General features: G+C 41.1%; 8 protein-coding genes. All 8 read left to right on the top strand.

Annotated features, from left to right (window positions below):
- Positions 1-225: 225 nt before the first annotated feature.
- The 8 genes from BWI44_RS06215 to BWI44_RS06180 all read left to right on the top strand — a co-directional run bounded on the left by BWI44_RS06215 (position 226) and on the right by BWI44_RS06180 (position 18,166).
- Positions 226-2,793 (top strand): glycoside hydrolase 5 family protein, encoded by a 2,568-nt coding sequence (locus BWI44_RS06215; RefSeq protein ID WP_195208250.1) that lies wholly within the window; start codon positions 226-228, stop codon positions 2,791-2,793.
- A 47-nt stretch (positions 2,794-2,840) separates the two neighbouring features.
- The gene (locus tag BWI44_RS06210) at positions 2,841-4,025 is read left to right on the top strand and encodes a glycoside hydrolase family 53 protein (RefSeq protein ID WP_195208249.1); all 1,185 of its coding nucleotides are present in this window, start codon (positions 2,841-2,843) and stop codon (positions 4,023-4,025) included.
- Positions 4,026-4,050: 25 nt separating this feature from the next.
- A complete protein-coding gene (locus BWI44_RS06205; RefSeq protein WP_195208248.1) occupies positions 4,051-6,528 on the top strand; it encodes a glycoside hydrolase family 2 TIM barrel-domain containing protein in 2,478 nt (825 codons plus the stop codon).
- An 874-nt stretch (positions 6,529-7,402) separates the two neighbouring features.
- Positions 7,403-10,498 (top strand): SusC/RagA family TonB-linked outer membrane protein, encoded by a 3,096-nt coding sequence (locus BWI44_RS06200; RefSeq protein ID WP_118216443.1) that lies wholly within the window; start codon positions 7,403-7,405, stop codon positions 10,496-10,498.
- A gap of 21 nt (positions 10,499-10,519) precedes the next feature.
- Positions 10,520-12,145: a RagB/SusD family nutrient uptake outer membrane protein gene (locus BWI44_RS06195; protein WP_138291303.1), complete on the top strand. Its 1,626-nt coding sequence runs from the start codon at positions 10,520-10,522 to the stop codon at positions 12,143-12,145.
- Positions 12,146-12,164: 19 nt separating this feature from the next.
- Entirely contained in the window at positions 12,165-13,349 is a 1,185-nt protein-coding gene (locus BWI44_RS06190) for a SusE domain-containing protein (protein WP_195208247.1), read from the top strand.
- A 28-nt stretch (positions 13,350-13,377) separates the two neighbouring features.
- Positions 13,378-14,793, top strand: coding sequence for an Outer membrane protein SusF domain-containing protein (locus BWI44_RS06185; RefSeq protein ID WP_195208246.1), 1,416 nt, complete (start codon positions 13,378-13,380; stop codon positions 14,791-14,793).
- A gap of 538 nt (positions 14,794-15,331) precedes the next feature.
- Positions 15,332-18,166 carry an alpha-amylase family glycosyl hydrolase gene (locus tag BWI44_RS06180; RefSeq protein WP_195208245.1) on the top strand — a complete coding sequence of 945 codons (2,835 nt, stop codon included), beginning with the start codon at positions 15,332-15,334 and terminating at the stop codon, positions 18,164-18,166.
- Positions 18,167-18,176: the final 10 nt, after the last annotated feature.

The raw sequence follows: 18,176 nt of genomic DNA, 5'->3' as shown, positions 1-18,176 counted from the left end.
AGAATGTGACAAAGATACTTTTTATGCTTAATAATTACAAGAAAATGGAGAAAAAGTAGTAGTCTTTGGATTGAGAATTCCTAATTATTATTTATAACTACTATACATATATTGCTGATAATCAGTTAATGTCCTTTTTGTTTCCTTTTATGTCCGATATCTGCTTTGATGAATAACTCCACTCCGTTACTTTTGTCAACAGAAAAACAACTTGAATTTGATGACATGCAGAGACACATTCTTATCTTGATTACTTGTTTGCTGGCAGTAGTTGCTCCGGCACAGAACAAAGTACCCAAAAGCGTTCCTACTATTTATGTAGATGCCGGCGGCGTCATGCGTTGGTCGGATACGAAGAAAGAAGCTTCTTTCTTTGGTGTGAACTATACCTTACCCTTTGCACATGCTTACCGGGCGATGGGTTATCTGGGAGTGGATCGTAAAGCTGCCATCGACCGTGATGTCTATCACATGGCACGCTTGGGATTGAATGCTTATCGTATTCACATCTGGGACGTAGAGATTTCTGATGCAGAAGGTAACTTGCTGGAAAATGAACACCTGGAACTATTGGACTACCTTATCCATAAATTACAGGAACGCGGTATCCGTACCGTTATCACGGCACAGACAAATTTTGGTAACGGTTATCCGGAACGTAATCAGCCTACCAGTGGTTTCTCTTTAAATTATGATAAATGTGCCGTTCATAGTGATGCAGATGCTATTGTTGCACAGGAAAAGTATATTGCTGCTCTTGTACGCCACGTGAATCCTTATACAGGTTATGCTTACAAAGACGATCCTTATATCGTAGGCTTTGAAATAAACAACGAGCCTTGCCATCCCGGCACTGTTGCTGAGACGCGTAATTATATAAATAAGATGCTGTCCGCCCTGAAGCGTGCAGGCAACCGCAAACCGGTGTTTTACAATGTCAGTCATAACCAGCATGTGGTAGAGGCTTACTATTCTACAGCCATACAAGGTACTACCTATCAATGGTATCCTATTGGTCTTGTATCCGGACATACCCGCAAGGGAAACTTCCTGCCTTCCGTAGACCGCTACGATATTCCTTTCTCCAATCTGAAAGGTTTCAATAAGAAGGCTCGTATGGTTTATGAATTTGATCCCGCTGATATTCTTTATTCCTATATGTATCCGGCAACTGTACGCACTTTCCGCACAGCCGGTTTCCAGTGGATTACTCAGTTTGCCTATGATCCTATCGACATGGCGGCCTACAATACCGAGTACCAGACTCATTACCTGAATGTAGCATACACTCCGAATAAAGCTATCGGATTGATGATTGCCGCAGAAGTGGCACAGAAAGTGGGCAGGGGAGAGAGTTTTGGCAGTTATCCGGCAGATACATTATTCAATGATTTCCGTGTCAGCTACGTGCAGGATTTAAGCGAACTGAATGACGGAGAGAAATTCTACTATTCCAATACGACCCAAACTCGTCCGAAAGATATTTCTCAGCTTCGCGCAATAGCCGGTTGTGGCAAATCTCCGGTGGTGAATTATGAAGGTACGGGAGTTTATTGGCTGGATCGTCTGGAAGAGGGTGTTTGGCGCTTGGAAGTAATGCCCGATGCCGTACAGGTTAGTGACCCGTTTACAAGGCCTTCTTTGGATAAAGAAGTAATGCGCATTGTTTCCGGTGCATGGGATATGACTCTGAATTTACCTGATTTAGGTAAGCAATTCCGGGTGAACGGCTTGGACAATGGAAATACGTTCAGTTCACAGGCTGCGAATGGCAAGATTTCGACTCTTCGTCCGGGTGTTTATCTGTTACAGCGTAAAGGTATATCGGCTTCCGGTAAATGGACTGCTGATGCCCATTGGCAGAATATTACTCTTGGTGAATATGTACGTCCATCCATTTCAGATAATAAAGGTTTTACTGTTACTCATTCTCCTGCCAAGACAGTAGATGCCGGTAAAGATTTACAGATAGAGGCCATTGTAGCGGGTAATGAAATGCCCGATTCCGTTATTATCTACACAGATAAGATATCTTTCTGGAATGAAAAGAATCCTTATCTGAAAATGAATCATACAGGTGGTTACATTTATCGTGCTACCGTACCTGCTACAGAAATAAAAGAGGGTTGTTTTAGGTATAACATCGTCGTTTGTCAAGGCGATAAGCGACAAACGTTTCCTTCGGGAGTAGCCAGGAGTCCGCTGGATTGGGACTATACTTCGGCTACCCTGTGGGAAACCAACGTAGTTGCTCCTGAAAAACCATTGTCTCTGCTGGAAATAGGGGATGCTGATAGTAAATTGGAAACATATACTATGCCCGGATGGAGCCTCACGAACCGCCAGTTAATGCAAAATGCACCGACAGAGAAGCCGACCTTGCGCATTACCTTTGAGTCTAAAGATAAGGCGCCTGTCTTCGTTCTTCGTCGTTACATTAAGGAGGATATCGATGGACGCCCTGAGCGACTCGCTTCCTGCCGCACTTTGTGTATCCATGCAAAGAAGATTCCCGAAGGACTAAAAGCAGGCTTCATTACTTCTGACGGATATACCTATCTTGCTTCGTGTGCCGCTGCAACTGATGGTATCATTCGTGTACCCTTGCAGGATTTGGAGCAAACAAATACAGCTTTACTTCCCCACGTCTATCCGGTCTTCCTTGATAATTATTTCCGTCCGCAGACTGAAATACCTTTCAAGGTAGAGGGGATTGAAACTCTCGAACTCTCTTTTGATGGAGTTGCTGAAAAGGCTATGGAAATAGAGATAGGGAGTATCTGGCTTGAATGATTACGCTTTTATTACTTATATTTGTATCATTGATAACTATATTTGCCATGAAACACATGAAATTTTTGTCTTTCTTTTTGGGTATTGCTTTTGCTATAATAGCGTGTAGCAGTAATAACGAAACAATTCCTGCGCCGGAGGTCGATCCCGACGGTGACGATGGAACTACAGAGGTGGAATTTGCCAAAGGTGCTGACATAGGGTGGGTCACCGAATACGAATCCAAAGGCTACAACTTCTATAATGCCAAAGGTGAGCAGCGTGAGTGTACGGCTCTGATGAAGGAACTGGGGCTTGATGCCATTCGTATTCGCGTATGGGTAGATCCGAGTAAACATGGCAATTGGTGTAACACTGCCGATGTGGTGGAGAAGGCTAAAAGAGCCAAAGAGTTGGGGATGGATGTAATGATAGACTTTCATTACAGTGATTGGTGGGCCGATCCCGCCCAGCAAAACAAACCCGCGTCATGGGTAGGAAAGAATCTGGTAAACTTGAAAAGTGCCATTAAAGACCATACGGTGAGTGTGCTTCAGGCCTTGAAGGAGATAGGGGTTATTCCTAAATGGGTGCAAGTGGGGAATGAAATTCGTCCGGGCATGTTGTGGGATGAAGACGTGGCTTTGAGCGGCGCATCTTATAATGTGACGGAGAAGGATTTGAAAGATGCACCGGCAAGTGCTACCGACAAAGTGGTATATCCCATGAATTGGGCCAATCTTGGTGCTTTCGTCACTACCGGATACGATGCTGTGAAGTCGGTTTTTCCCGATGCTATTGTGATTGTTCACTTGGACAATGGATGGGACAGCGGTTTGTTCACTTGGTTCTTCGATGAATTGAAGAAGAACGGCGGCAAGTGGGATATGATAGGTATGTCACTTTACCCTTATTGGTCGCGTGATGCCAAAGAAGGCTATTCATCTGCCGATGCTGTCATTACGGACTGCATCAGCAACATCAAAGCTTTGAGTACCAAGTACAATTGTGATGTAATGGTGGTAGAAACCGGTATGGAGTGCGCCGATGACAATGGTAAGTTGGCAAGTACCTCTGTTTTGAACGAGGGAAAGAGGCAACTTGCCCGTATCTTGAAAGAGTGCAAGGAAAATACCAACGGTCGTTGTAAAGGAGTGTTCTATTGGGAACCGGAGTGCAGACCGAGTCAATATAGGTTGGGAGCATTTACAGAAGGTGGTTATCCTACTGTTATAATGGATGCTTTTAAATAACATTAATTAAATACTTTGATTGAAAATGAAGAAGATACTATTCATCTCTTTCTCCTGCTGTATTCTTTTCTCTTTGATAGCAAAAGCTCAGCGTATAGAAACACTGTTGGAGAAGAACTGGAAGTTTACGAAAGGTGAAGTCGCGGAAGCCATGAAGCCTGAATTTGATGACCGTAAATGGGAAACCGTAACCGTACCTCATGACTGGGCCATCTTCGGTCCTTTCGATCGCAGCAACGACTTGCAGGAAGTAGCAGTAACGCAGAACTTCGAAAAGAAGGCTTCTGTCAAGACCGGACGTACAGGTGGACTCCCTTACGTAGGAATAGGTTGGTATCGTACTACGTTCGATGCTTCCGCTAATCAGCAGACGACACTTGTCTTTGATGGTGCAATGAGTGAAGCCCGTGTATACGTCAATGGGCAAGAAGCTTGTTTCTGGCCATTCGGTTATAATTCTTTCCATTGCGATGTTACCGGGCTTCTGAATAAAGACGGTAAGAACAATACGCTTGCCGTGCGTTTGGAGAATAGGCCACAATCTTCCCGTTGGTATCCCGGTGCAGGGCTTTATCGTAATGTGCGTGTAGTGAGCACTGATAAAGTGCATGTTCCAGTATGGGGTACTCAGCTGACTACTCCTCATGTTGCTGATGAGTATGCCTCGGTACGTCTGCTGACGACTATTGCCAATGATGAAGGGAAAGATATCCGTATCGTAACAGAGATTATCTCTCCCGATGGGAAAGTTGTTGCTACGAAGGATAATACCCGTAAGATTAATCATGGTCAACCTTTTGAACAAAACTTCCTGGTGAATGCTCCTTGCTTGTGGTCGCCGGAGACACCTTATCTATATAAGGCTGTTTCCAAAGTTTATGCCGATGGCAAGCAAACGGACGAATATACTACTCGTTTCGGTATCCGTAGCATAGAAATCATTGCCGACAAAGGATTCTTCCTGAATGGTAAGCACCGTAAGTTCCAGGGGGTATGTAATCATCACGATCTCGGTCCGTTGGGGGCTGCCATCAATGTTGCTGCATTACGTCGCCAACTCACACTGTTGAAAGATATGGGTTGCGATGCCATTCGTACCGCTCACAATATGCCTGCGCCGGAGTTAGTGCAACTCTGTGATGAAATGGGTTTCATGATGATGGTGGAACCTTTCGACGAATGGGACATTGCCAAATGTGAGAATGGCTATCACCGCTATTTCAACGAGTGGGCAGAACGTGATATGATAAATATGCTGTATCAGTTTCGCAACAATCCTTGTGTAGTGATGTGGAGCATCGGTAATGAAGTTCCGACCCAATGTAGTCCTGTAGGCTATAAAGTTGCTTCTTTCTTGCAGGATATCTGTCATCGTGAAGATCCGACACGTCCTGTTACTTGCGGGATGGATCAGGTTTCTTGTGTTTTGAAGAATGGTTTTGCAGCAATGATTGATGTACCCGGTTTTAATTATCGTGCACACCGTTATCTGGAAGCTTATGAACTGCTACCGCAGAATATAGTGCTTGGTTCCGAAACCTCTTCTACCGTTAGTTCCCGTGGCGTATATAAATTCCCTGTAGAGAAACGCGGGGATGCGAAATATGATGATCACCAGTCTTCCGGATATGACTTGGAGCATTGTGCCTGGTCTAATGTTCCCGATGAGGATTTTGCTTTAGCAGATGATTATGACTGGACTATCGGTCAATTTGTTTGGACAGGATTCGACTATCTGGGTGAGCCTTCTCCTTATGATACGGATGCATGGCCGAGTCATAGTTCGCTGTTTGGTATCATCGACCTTGCCAGTCTTCCTAAAGACCGTTACTATCTGTACCGTAGTCTTTGGAATAAGAATGTGAATACACTCCATGTACTTCCTCACTGGACATGGCCGGGTAGGGAAGGAGAGAATACTCCTGTTTTCGTTTACACAAACTATCCGACTGCCGAACTTTTCGTCAATGGGAAAAGTTACGGTAAACAGCATAAACTGACAGCCGAAGAAAGTAAAGCTATTCAAGGCAAAGATGCGCTTGCTCTCCAGCGCCGTTACCGCTTGATGTGGATGGATGTTCCTTATGAGCCGGGTGAAGTGAAAGTCGTAGCTTATGATGCTTCAGGTAAAATAGCAGAGGAGAAAGTGATCCGTACTGCCGGTAAACCTCATCACCTGGAAGTGGTAGCTGATCGTTCGCAACTTACTGCCGATGGCAAGGACTTAGCCTATATCACAGTTCGCGTGGTTGATAAAGATGGAAACCTCTGTCCTTCGGACAGTCGTCTTGTTAACTTTACGGTGAAAGGTGCGGGCCATTATCGTGCTGCTGCTAATGGAGATGCTACTTCACTCGATTTGTTCCACTTGCCGAAGATGCCTGCTTTCAGCGGTCAGTTGACGGCAATTGTTCAGACTGTCGAGCAAGCCGGTGAGATAGTATTTGAAGCTAAAGCCAAAGGGGTAAAGTCCGGTAAACTTACACTCTATTCTTCAAAATAATAAGGTATTGATTTAAGAAGATTTTCCATTCCTGTCCTCCCGTTTGTAATTATAACAAATGTGTGACAGGGATGGGATATATACGACCCATAATGGCGCTTTATATAGAAGGCTGAATGAGTGAGGACAAGGATATAGCTAATTGTCATTGTGACAAATTGTATTTTAGGTTAGCTGAGAGTGCGTTATTTCTGGCCGTAGACCTATAGAGTTGGAAATATGACAATGAAAAGAAACAAATATCAGATTAATAGTTGAATAGCGAAATGTTTACATTTGTTTTAGAATGAAATATTCATGGAAAATAGCTCTTATAGGTGAGAGACGTAATGCAAATAAGTGCATTGCTTGTAAGTAGTAACCCTCTTGCTTGTAAGTAGTAACTCTTTTGCTTGTAAGTAGTAACCTTATCACCTGTAAGTAGTAACCCTTTTCTGTATAAATAGCTATTAAAGCTGCAATAATATGCGGTTTTAGTGCATTCTTATTCCTTATTTATTCGAAAAATGTGCTGGTTTGCGGATTTACAAAATGAGGTATGTTATGAGAATAGGGAATAGGCTAGCATTATGGATATAAAAGAAGTGTTTCTATTGTTGTTTTGACATTTTGTAATTCTTTGTTTCTTGAAAATGATTATGTATTTGTCCATCTCAAAGACTAATCCTTTTCTAATGTAATGGCGCAACTTCCTGCAATCGTTTGCACTGTTGCAATTGCATATTTCTCATATTTCTTATATTTTAATATTTTAAGAAAGCATATTTTTGTTGCGTCGTGTTATAGATACCTTATAAAAGAAAAAGCAGTCGAAAGATAATTTCGAATATATAATATAGGTAATTAATATTGTTAACTTTAATTTTTTAAATGCATGAAGCAAGTTAATCTTAGAATCTATCGAATGATTCTTCCCCTATTGATGGGGTTATTCTTGTCTGTTGGCGTTTATGCACAGAACATCACCGTGAAAGGGCATGTAAAGGATGCTATGGGTGAGGTGATTGGCGCTAATGTCGTGGAAAAAGGTAATACCTCAAATGGTACAATCACCGACCTTGACGGTAATTTTACGCTGAGTGTTCCTAAAGGGGCAACGCTGGTGGTTTCTTTCATTGGATATCAGACTCAGGAAGTAGCTGCGGCTCCTTCGGTAATTATTACCTTGAAGGATGATGCCGAGTTGTTGAGTGAAGTTGTCGTAATTGGTTATGGTCGCGCTAAGAAAAACGATTTGACCGGATCGGTGACAGCTATCAAACCTGATGAAATGAACAAAGGTTTGCAGGTTAGTGCGCAAGACATGATTACTGGTAAGATTGCTGGTGTTAATGTTCAGAACAGTGGTGGTGAACCAGGTGGCGGAGCTTCAATTCGTATTCGTGGTGGTTCATCATTGAATGCCAGCAATGATCCGTTGATTGTAATCGATGGTCTGGCTATGGATAATTACGGTATGCAGGGTATGTCCAACCCTTTAAACCTTGTAAATCCTAATGATATTGAAAGCTTTACGGTGTTGAAAGACGCATCTGCTACAGCAATCTATGGTAGCCGTGCTTCTAATGGTGTTATTATTATTACCACTAAGAAAGGACGCAAAAATATGAAGCCGACTATTTCTTATAATGGAAATGTATCGGTAAGTACTGTGACTAATAAGTTGGATGTGCTGAGCGCTAATGAATTCATGAATTTTATAAAGAACAAGAGTGGATTGGAAGGTGCTGATTGGGAAGCCAGTGACTATTATAAAAATATGGGTTACTGGAGTGCATATAATGCTGACGGAACACCAGCTGATGGAGCTCAACACCTTTTTGCTGACACAGATTGGCAAGATGAAATTTACCGCACAGCTATTGCTACCGACCATAACATCACGTTGACCGGTGCTTATAAGAATCTTCCTTATCGTGTTTCTTTGGGTTATACAAAACAGCAAGGTATTCTTAAAACCTCAGACTTTGAGCGTTATACAGCTAGTGTGAGTTTGAATCCTACTTTCTTGAACGATCATTTGACTGTGAATTTTAATGCCAAAGGAATGTATTCTAATACAACGTATGCTAACACGAGTGCTATTGGTGCGGCCAGTGAAATGGATCCAACAAAACCTGTTATGATTGACAGTGAATTCTACAACAAAAACTTTGGTGGCTATTTTCAATACAGTTCGCCTGTAGATCGTGGTGATGATGAATGGAAATATTCTATCAACTCTCTGTCTACGCGTAATCCTATGGCTTATTTGAATACAACTTCAGATAAGGGTAAAGGTAAGGAGCTGACTGGAAATATTGAGTTGGATTATAAAATTCATGGTCTTGAAGATCTCCATTTGCATGTGAATGCTGGTATGGACTTGAAGAGTGGTAAGAGTGACAAATATTATAGCCGTTATAATTATGACAATTATTATTATGGCAGTCAGGGTTGGAATACTCAGGATACTTATAATCTCTCACTGAATATGTATGCCCAATACACTAAGGATTTCGGCAAGAATCATCATTTAGATGTAATGGGTGGTTATGAATGGCAGCATTTCCATAAAGAAACCGATTATTACTATTACGGTACTTATCCTGATACCAACAAGGAGCATCCAGGTGAAATAAAAGATCCGTCAGAAAATACTCTCTACAAGACTGAGAATTATTTGGTATCTTTCTTTGGTCGTTTGAACTATTCGTTGCTGGATCGTTATTTACTGACTGTTACGCTACGTAATGACGGTTCTTCACGTTTCCATAAAGACAATCGTTGGGGATTGTTCCCTTCTGTTGCAGCTGCATGGAAAATCAATGAAGAAGCTTTCCTCAAAGATTCTAAAGTCGTTTCTGATTTGAAACTTCGTTTAGGTTGGGGTAAAACTGGTCAGCAGGAAGGTATTGGCGATTACACTTATTTTGCTTCTTATACGACTAATGGTTTGGGTGCATATTATCCAATTGTAGGCAATGGTATGACTTACCGTCCTGATGCTTATAATGCCGCCCTGACTTGGGAAAAGACTACTACCTACAATGCTGGTATTGATTTGAGTCTTTTAAATGATCGTTTTACTGTAAATTTAGATTATTATTACAGAAAGACTACTGACCTTATCAATACAGTGGCTGTTGCTGCAGGTTCTAACTTTAAGAATAAGGTTACAAGTAATATTGGTGAGTTACATAATCAGGGTGTCGAACTGTCGTTCACTTATCGGCCTATCCAAACGAAAGATTGGCGTTGGGAATTGGGTTATAATATAACTTATAATGATAATAAAATTGATAAACTGTTAGCAAGCGATGATGCTGATTATAAAATCCTGCATGGAGGTCTTGCAGTAGGTGATTCTGGTTCAGATGGTATTAAAGCTTGGGCTGTGGGACATCCGGTATCAGCTTTCTATACTTATCAACAGGTTTATGACCAGAATGGCCAACCTATTGAGGGGCAGTTTGTAGATCGTAATGGAGATGGTACTATCAACTCGGCAGACCGTTATTTCTATAAAAAGGCTGATGCTGATGTGATAATGGGTATGACGTCTAAATTGATTTACAAGAATTGGGACTTCGGCTTTTCTCTTCGTGCAAGTCTTGGCAATTATGCTTATAACGCTGTAGAAGCCGGGCGCTCGAATATTTCTGTAGAACGTTTATTTAATGGCAATACATGGCACAATGTAACTAATATGACTATGGCCAAAGATTGGAGTTATATTTCTACTGAGGATGCTTTGTCTGACTACTTCATTCAGAATGCTTCATTCTTGAAGTGCGATAATATCACTTTGGGATATAGCTTCGAAAAGTTGTTCGGAATGAAAATTAGTGGTCGTGCTTATCTTACAGCTCAGAATGTCTTTACAATCTCTAAATACAAAGGTATTGATCCGGAAATCAATGGTGGCTATGATGGTAATATTTACCCCCGTCCATTCACTGGTGTATTTGGTGTAAGTCTTAATTTCTAAACCATATTATAGAAAAATAACATGAAAACAAAAATACTGAAATCAATAATACCTGCTGCGGCACTTGCGCTAACATTGAACTTAAGTTCTTGTATAGGCGACTTGGATGTCACTCCGATCAATCCGCAGCAAACGATGGAATTCGATAATGACGCCGTCTTCAACAAAATCTATGCTAGTTTTAGTCTGACAGGGCAATCAGGACCTAATGGCAATGGTGACATTGATGATGTTGATGAAGGACGTTCAGGTATGTTCCGTTCTCAGTGGTATCTCAACGAATTTACTGCTGATGAAGCACATTGGGTATGGGCAACAGATGCTGGTATACCGGAATTGCTTCACAACTCATGGGGGGAAAGTTGTGTATTTTCGGCAGCTCTTTATTATCGTCTATATTTTACAATTACACTTTGTAACTTTTATTTGAGTCAAGAGGGTAATGCGGCAGACCAAGAGATGCGTAATGCAGAAGTACGTTTTATACGTGCTTATAACTATGCACTTGTTATGGACTTGTATGGAAATGCGGCCTTTACTGAAGCTGTGTCTGCTGAAATGGCTGTAGGTTATACAAGAAGCCAGTTCTTTGAATATGTTGAGAAAGAATTAAAAGAATGTGCTGATTTGATGGCGGAACCTGGTAAAAATACTTACGGTCGCGCTGACCGTGTAGCTGCTTGGAACCTATTGGCACGTATTTATTTAAATGCAGAAGTCTATACAAGTACACCTCGCTGGGATGATGCCATGACTTATGCTGAAAAGGTTATTAATAATGGATATTATCATCTTAATACAACGGGAGCTACTAATCCGGTAACTGGTGAGAAATATACAGGTTATCAAATGTTGTTCTTGGCCGATAATAATCGTAATGGAGCACAATATGAGAACTTATTGGTAGGCCTTACTGATGGTGAAACTACCAAAAGTTATGAAGGAACCAATTTCCTTATTCAAGCTTCTTACTCTAATAAAGTGCTGACAGATAATTATGCTCCTTCAGGTGCTGATAACAATTGGGGTAAATGTATTCGTCTGCGTAAGCAACTTATTGATAAGTTTTTTGCTACTAAGCCTGCTGAAGCTGCAACATTGCAGGATATGATTACTGCTGCTAATGATGATCGTGCATTGTTCTTCAATAAAGGAATGGATATTTCTGTTTCCGATGAAGGCACTGATGAAAATTTGGGGTATAGCTGTGTGAAGTTCCGCAATGTTAATTCTGATGGAAGTAACAATGCTGTTATTGAGTTTGTCAATACGGATTTACCTGTTATGCGTATAGCTGAGGCGTATTTGACTTATGCGGAAGCTTCAGTTCGTAAGAATGGTGCTACTGGTAATAGTAATGCCAAAGCAAAAATAGATGAATTGCGCACCCGTGCACATGCTCCTGTAAAAAGTACTTATACATTGGACGATATCTGTGATGAATGGAGCCGTGAGTTCTGGCTTGAAGGACGTCGGCGTACCGATCTTATTCGCTTTGGTAAATTTGCCGGACAGTCCAGCTATAAGTGGGAATGGATGGGAGGAGTTTATGAGGGTAATCAATTCCCCTCTTATATGAGTATTTTCCCTTTACCGGTAAATGAGATCTCGAATAATAAAAATCTGAAACAGAATACTGGTTATTAATCTCTAAATGAAAAGGAATATGAAAAAATATATTATTGCATCTTTGTTGGCAGGTGTTGCTCTTATGGGTTTTACATCGTGTGAAGATGACAGAGACTCCAATCCTACCTTGACGGTACCTGATAGTTTTGTGCTGAATACACCTGCATTAGCTGGTAATGTGTATGATTTAGCTAATTGTGAGGGGATTGAACTGTCATGTAAACAACCGGATTTTGGTTATACAGCTGCTGTAAGCTATTATCCTCAACTTTCATTAACTGATGAATGGGAAAATGTGCTTGATGAGAACGGTGAAATAGTAGGCAATCCCAAATTTGTACAATTGGAAAGTTATAGTACGAAGGCTAAATTTGACGTTGTGGCTAAAGATTTCAATAGAGCCATTATGAAGATAGGTGGATATACGGCAGAAGAGCAAATACCAGATAATTTGGATGTATATGTACGTCTTAATGGTGTTCTGAATTCAGGCCAAAATACTTATTCAAATAGTATAACAATGAAAGTTAAACCTTTCTTCCAGGCATTGGTTGCTGCGGATACTGAATTGTGGTATCTTATCGGTGCTTGTGTAGGAGATGGTGCATGGGGATCGGAAATCGGTGTTTCTGTTTATCCGATGTCTCCAGTAGAAGGTGGTAAGTTTGATGAGGTAACGGGTAAAGGTCCTCTTACTTATACAGGTTATTTCACACCTGAGCTTGGCTTCAAGATTATTCGTGTTCCCGGTGAGTGGGCCGATCAATGGGGGGGTGTTGATGGAGATATTAACCAACCTCGTCTGAAAGATGATACTGGTGAAGGTGCGGATTTTAAAGTTCCTTCGGCAGGCTACTATCGAATAGATCTTGATTGTTATACAAACACTTTGACATTTACTGCTCTTGATAAGGACCCGGCAGAGTACCAGCAGATGATGATTGCAGGTGACTTTACGAATTGGGGGGATGGAGCTGTGCACATGTCTCCGGTAGATACTTATGCAGGCGCCCGTCCACATGTATGGATGTATGATATGAGTATAACTGAAAATACAGGAATGAAGTTCCTCGTTGATAGCAGCTGGAATCCTAATTGGGGCGGTGATAAGTTCCCGTTTGGTTGGGGTGTTGGCGGCGGTGCTAATATTCCTGTAGAGGCTGGCGATTATCGAGTCATCTTTAATGATATTACCGGTTACTATCATTTTTACAATAAATAATAATGAATAAATAAATAATTTGATTAGTATGAGAAAATCATTCATATATAGTATAGTTCTTACAACCGCGTTTTTTAGCGGTTGTAAGGGTGATTATGATGACTGGGCAGCTCCTCAAGGTTTTGATGCGGAGGAAGCTAAAAATATAAGCGTGAATATTACGCCTGCTGCGGCCATTGAAATGGAGAATGTTACCACTGAAACTATTCAGCTTTTTACAGCGTCGGTAGATGCTCCGGAAGGTATGGAAGTTACTGCTTATGAAGCTGTACTGAGCAAAATAGATGAGAATGGAGTCGCACAGGGAAAAACTATCTTGGCAGCTGATGCTTCAGGAAATGTATCTACTAAAGAAGTCGTGAGTGCAGTGGAAAGCTATTATGGCAAGAATCCGATTGCACGTAATTTGGCTGTAACTGTAATGGCATACATAAAACAAGCTGAACAAGCTTTTTGTGTAAGTTCCAATCAGGTAGAAGTGCAAGTAACACTTATTAAGCCTGATATCTCAGAATCGTATTATCTTGTTGGTGATATGGTTGGATGGGATGAGGCGAGTATGATAAAATTCGCCCATAGTGATGTGAATGTTTATGATGATCCAGTGTTTACCATCTCCATAACTACAACAGCTGATGATCAATATTGGAAAATTATTCCTCAAAAGAATATTGACGCAGGTGACTTCTGGGCAAATCCTGGAGTTGTAGGCCCTAAAGTTGATGGAGATGATGCTATGAGCGGTCAACTCGTGAATGAGGGTGCCGGTGCAGGTAAGATTGCGAAAGCCGGTAAGTATAATATGATCATTAATATGATGGATTATACTTATGAAATCACGGAAGCTCCTACGGAACTTTATATGACGGGTAGTGAGTACTCTTGGGGTGGTGTATGGAAACAACTTACTCCAGTAAATGGTACAGGCACTGATTATTGGACGATTGTATATTTGAGTGTTGGCGAAAAGATTAAGTTCGCTCCGCAGGCCGATTGGGGAAATGATTTCGGTGGTCAGGCAACGGTGAATGATGAAGCCGGTGCAGGTTTGGTCGCTGATACTGATAATAATTTGGAAGCCAAGAATGCCGGTTGGTATCTGCTTCATGTTGTTAATGGTGCGGAACGCATTGTTAATGTGTTGGCTCCAAACGTTTACTTGATAGGGGATACGGCTCCTGCAGGATGGAATGTTGATGAAACGGGAAAATTTGTTATTCCGGAAACAAAAGATGGGGAATTTGTGTCTCCTGCATTCGTGGCAAGTAAAGAAGTGCGTATGTGCGTCAATTTTGGTGGCTACGATTGGTGGAAGGTGGAATTTATAGTTCTTGATGGAAAGATTGTTTATCGTGGCAATGGTGGCGATCAAGAACGGGTAAGTGTTTCAGAAGGTCAGAAAGCCTATTTGAATTTCACTGACGGTACAGGAGTTTTTAAGTGATCCAATTTTAGAATTTAAACCAAGCCCTCTTCCTCATTTTTCTAATATGGGGAAGAGGGCTTCGCTTATCTTCATACATTATAAAAAACAAATGTGTTTTTCTTGGCTCGTCTGCAGTTCTAATGGGATGCAGTGAGTTATTCCTATATATTTATAAAGCAATAGTTAGTTAAACATTCAATTGTTATATGAATGAATAGAACTAAAAACAGAGAACTTTGGGAGCTGTTGCCGTAACAACTTGCAAATTTGCAAGTTTTGCAAGTTTCGCAGAGCTCTGTTTTTTTCCCACTTGGGAAAAAATATTTCTCCAACTGGGAAAAAATATTTTTCCAATAAGTCCGGTGAAACACACCAAATCCCATAAGTTGATTTCCGGTCCGTTATATCTTTGCCGATAGAAACCAGTTGATCGGGAATATATGCTTTGATTCATGCAACCGTTTGCATTACTTCTTTTCCTGCTTCTGTCTCAAGTGCTTGATAATCCGGGATAACTGGTGTACTTTTGAACCATTAACCAATAAATTGATACCGAATGAGAAGACTTTACTCCTTATTTATTTGTTTGCTGGCAGTGGTTGCCATGCAAGCGCAAATAGTAACCACTACTCCGGCTTTCCCGACGGAGAATAATGAAGTCACCATTATTTTTGATGCAACGAAAGGTACGGCTGGGCTGAAAGGTTTTACCGGTGATGTGTATGCACATACAGGAGTGATAACGGATAAAAGCAAAGATGGTGATGATTGGAAGCATGCCCCAACATGGGGAGATAACTCTGTGAAATATAAAATGACTTCTTTAGGAAATGATAAGTGGCAACTTAAAATAACTCCTAATATTCGTGAATATTATAGTGTTGAGCAGGGGGAAAATGTAAAACAATTAGCTTTCGTATTTCGTAGTGCAGATAAATCGAAAGAAGGAAAAGAAACGGGCGGAAAAAATATTTACGTTGATATACATGCCGCTGGCTTAACCGTTCGCTTCGACAAACCTGCTGAAAAAGAAAATATACTTATCGGTACGCCCTTTACAATTGAAGCTTCTGCCTCTGCGGCTTCCGATTTGAAACTTTATGTAAATGCGGACGAAATAGCTACTGCAACTAATACTACTACTATTTCCCAACCTTATACATTCTCAACTGCCGGAAGCTATACTTTGAAAGTAGAGGCTACTGCTAATGGTAAAACAGAATCTGCTACACAAGAAGTAACAGTACTGAATGGAACAAGTACTTCGGAAACGATGCCCAAGGGAGTACGACCTGGTATTAACTATGTCAGTGATACGGAAGTAACTTTGGTGTTGCAGGTTCCGGGTAAAAAGTATGTGTATGTGGTAGGTGACTTTAATGATTGGACGCCTAAAGCAGACTATCAACTGAAACAAGACGGTGAATATTTCTGGATAACTCTTCCAGGCTTGACTAAAGGAGAAGAATATGCTTTCCAATATTTGGTAGATGGTTCTATTTATGTGGCAGACCCATATACAGATAAAGTTTTGGATCCTCGGAACGATCAGTATATTGAAAGTACGACATATCCGAATCTGAAACCTTATCCGACCGGAAAAGCAGAAGGTATCGTTTCCGTCCTGCAAACAGGACAGACTGCTTATAACTGGAAAGTGAAGAACTTTGAGCGTCCGGATTCTGAAAAGTTGGTTATTTACGAAATGCTGATTCGTGATTTTACTGAGGAACATACTTTTAATGCTGCGAAAGAAAAACTGGAATACTTGAAGAATCTGGGAGTAAATGCAATCGAACTGATGCCCATCAATGAGTTTGAAGGAAACACGAGTTGGGGTTATAATCCCTCATTCTATTTTGCCGTAGATAAGTATTACGGTACAAAAAATGATTTAAGAGCTTTTGTAGATGAATGTCACAGTCAAGGGATGGCTGTTATTATTGACCTTGTGCTGAATCATAGCTTTGACCAGTCTCCTTTCTATCTTTTGTATAAGGATGCGGATGGAAGGCCTTCTGCTGATAATCCGTGGTATAATCAAGATTCAAATATAAAGAACCCAAGTCTTTCGTGGGGACGTGATTTTAATCACGAGAGTGAATATACCCGTGCTTTGGTAGATAGCGTAGCCGGCTTTTGGATGTCGGAATATAAAATTGATGGTTTCCGTTATGATTTTACAAAAGGGTTCTCTAATACTCCTTATGGAACAAATGATTGGGCAAACGGACCGGATAATGCACGTATCGCCAACTTGAAGCGTATGTCGGCTGCCGTACAAAAGCGGCAACCAGGCGCTTACGTTATTTTTGAACATTTAGCAGCTAATAGTGAAGAGAAACAATTGGCGGAAGCTGGTATTTTATTATGGCGCAATATGAATCATTCATATTGCCAGACAGCAATGGGATGGACTACGGAAAATGATTTCAGTGGTTTATATGCGGGAACAAGTATGCCTGCTGGTAATTTAGTGGGGTATATGGAGAGTCATGATGAAGAACGTACAGGATTTAAAGCCTGGAAATGGGGAAATACCGGAGTAATAGCATCAACTACGAGTACAAATACTGGAATGAGTCCTGCAACAGGAAGTAATATTAATCTCTCTACCCGCACCAAACGTTTAGCCACTAATGCCGCCTTCTTCCTTACCGTACCTGGCCCAAAGATGATCTGGCAATTTGGTGAGTTAGGATATGATTTCTCCATAAACAACAATAGTGACGGCTCTAAATATGACGATCAGGGCGGTTATCGTACGGATCCTAAACCGATACGTTGGGATTATTTTGAAGATGCTGACCGAAAAAGATTGTATGAAACGTATGCTACTCTTTTAGATTTTCGTCATTCATATCCTGAACTATTTGCTTCGAATACTACATTTAGCTGGAAAGTAGGTATTGCTAACTGGGACAATGGACGTACCTTGTCAGCTACTTCTACCGATGGCAAGTCTTTTGTAGTGGTTGGAAACTTTACTTTGGCAGATAAGAACCTTTCTGTAACTTTCCCGGAAACAGGTACATGGTATGAACTCCTGAAAGATAATGAGCCATTGAGTGTATCAAGCACTACGCAAACTATTGCTGTTCCTGCCCATGAATTCCGTCTCTTTACTAACTTTAAACCAACTCTGACAGGTATTGAGACCACTGCTCCTGATGCCGAAAAACCTTTAATATATTACAATAGAGGTATAGATACTTTAGTGCTGCCTGCCGGAGAAGCTAAACGCATAGAAGTATATTCTGTGAATGGAATGCTGGTGATGACACAGGAAAAATGTACTTCTGTCGGTTTGTCTGCTTTGCCTGTTGGTTATTATATGGCACGGGTTTATATGGAAGATGGCAGAGTGCAGGTTTGCAAAATAATGAAATAGATTAGGTACG

It is taken from the genome of Bacteroides sp. Phil13 (assembly GCF_001940965.1).
Taxonomy (GTDB): domain Bacteria; phylum Bacteroidota; class Bacteroidia; order Bacteroidales; family Bacteroidaceae; genus Bacteroides; species Bacteroides intestinalis.
Note: the sequence above shows the minus strand (reverse complement) of the source record. Positions and strands in the feature narration are given on the sequence as shown.

Coding starts and splice junctions, on each gene's coding strand:
- BWI44_RS06215 (WP_195208250.1), top strand. CDS start 226: ATGCAGAGACACATTCTTATCTTGATTACTTGTTTGCTGGCAGTAGTT.
- BWI44_RS06210 (WP_195208249.1), top strand. CDS start 2,841: ATGAAACACATGAAATTTTTGTCTTTCTTTTTGGGTATTGCTTTTGCT.
- BWI44_RS06205 (WP_195208248.1), top strand. CDS start 4,051: ATGAAGAAGATACTATTCATCTCTTTCTCCTGCTGTATTCTTTTCTCT.
- BWI44_RS06200 (WP_118216443.1), top strand. CDS start 7,403: ATGAAGCAAGTTAATCTTAGAATCTATCGAATGATTCTTCCCCTATTG.
- BWI44_RS06195 (WP_138291303.1), top strand. CDS start 10,520: ATGAAAACAAAAATACTGAAATCAATAATACCTGCTGCGGCACTTGCG.
- BWI44_RS06190 (WP_195208247.1), top strand. CDS start 12,165: ATGAAAAAATATATTATTGCATCTTTGTTGGCAGGTGTTGCTCTTATG.
- BWI44_RS06185 (WP_195208246.1), top strand. CDS start 13,378: ATGAGAAAATCATTCATATATAGTATAGTTCTTACAACCGCGTTTTTT.
- BWI44_RS06180 (WP_195208245.1), top strand. CDS start 15,332: ATGAGAAGACTTTACTCCTTATTTATTTGTTTGCTGGCAGTGGTTGCC.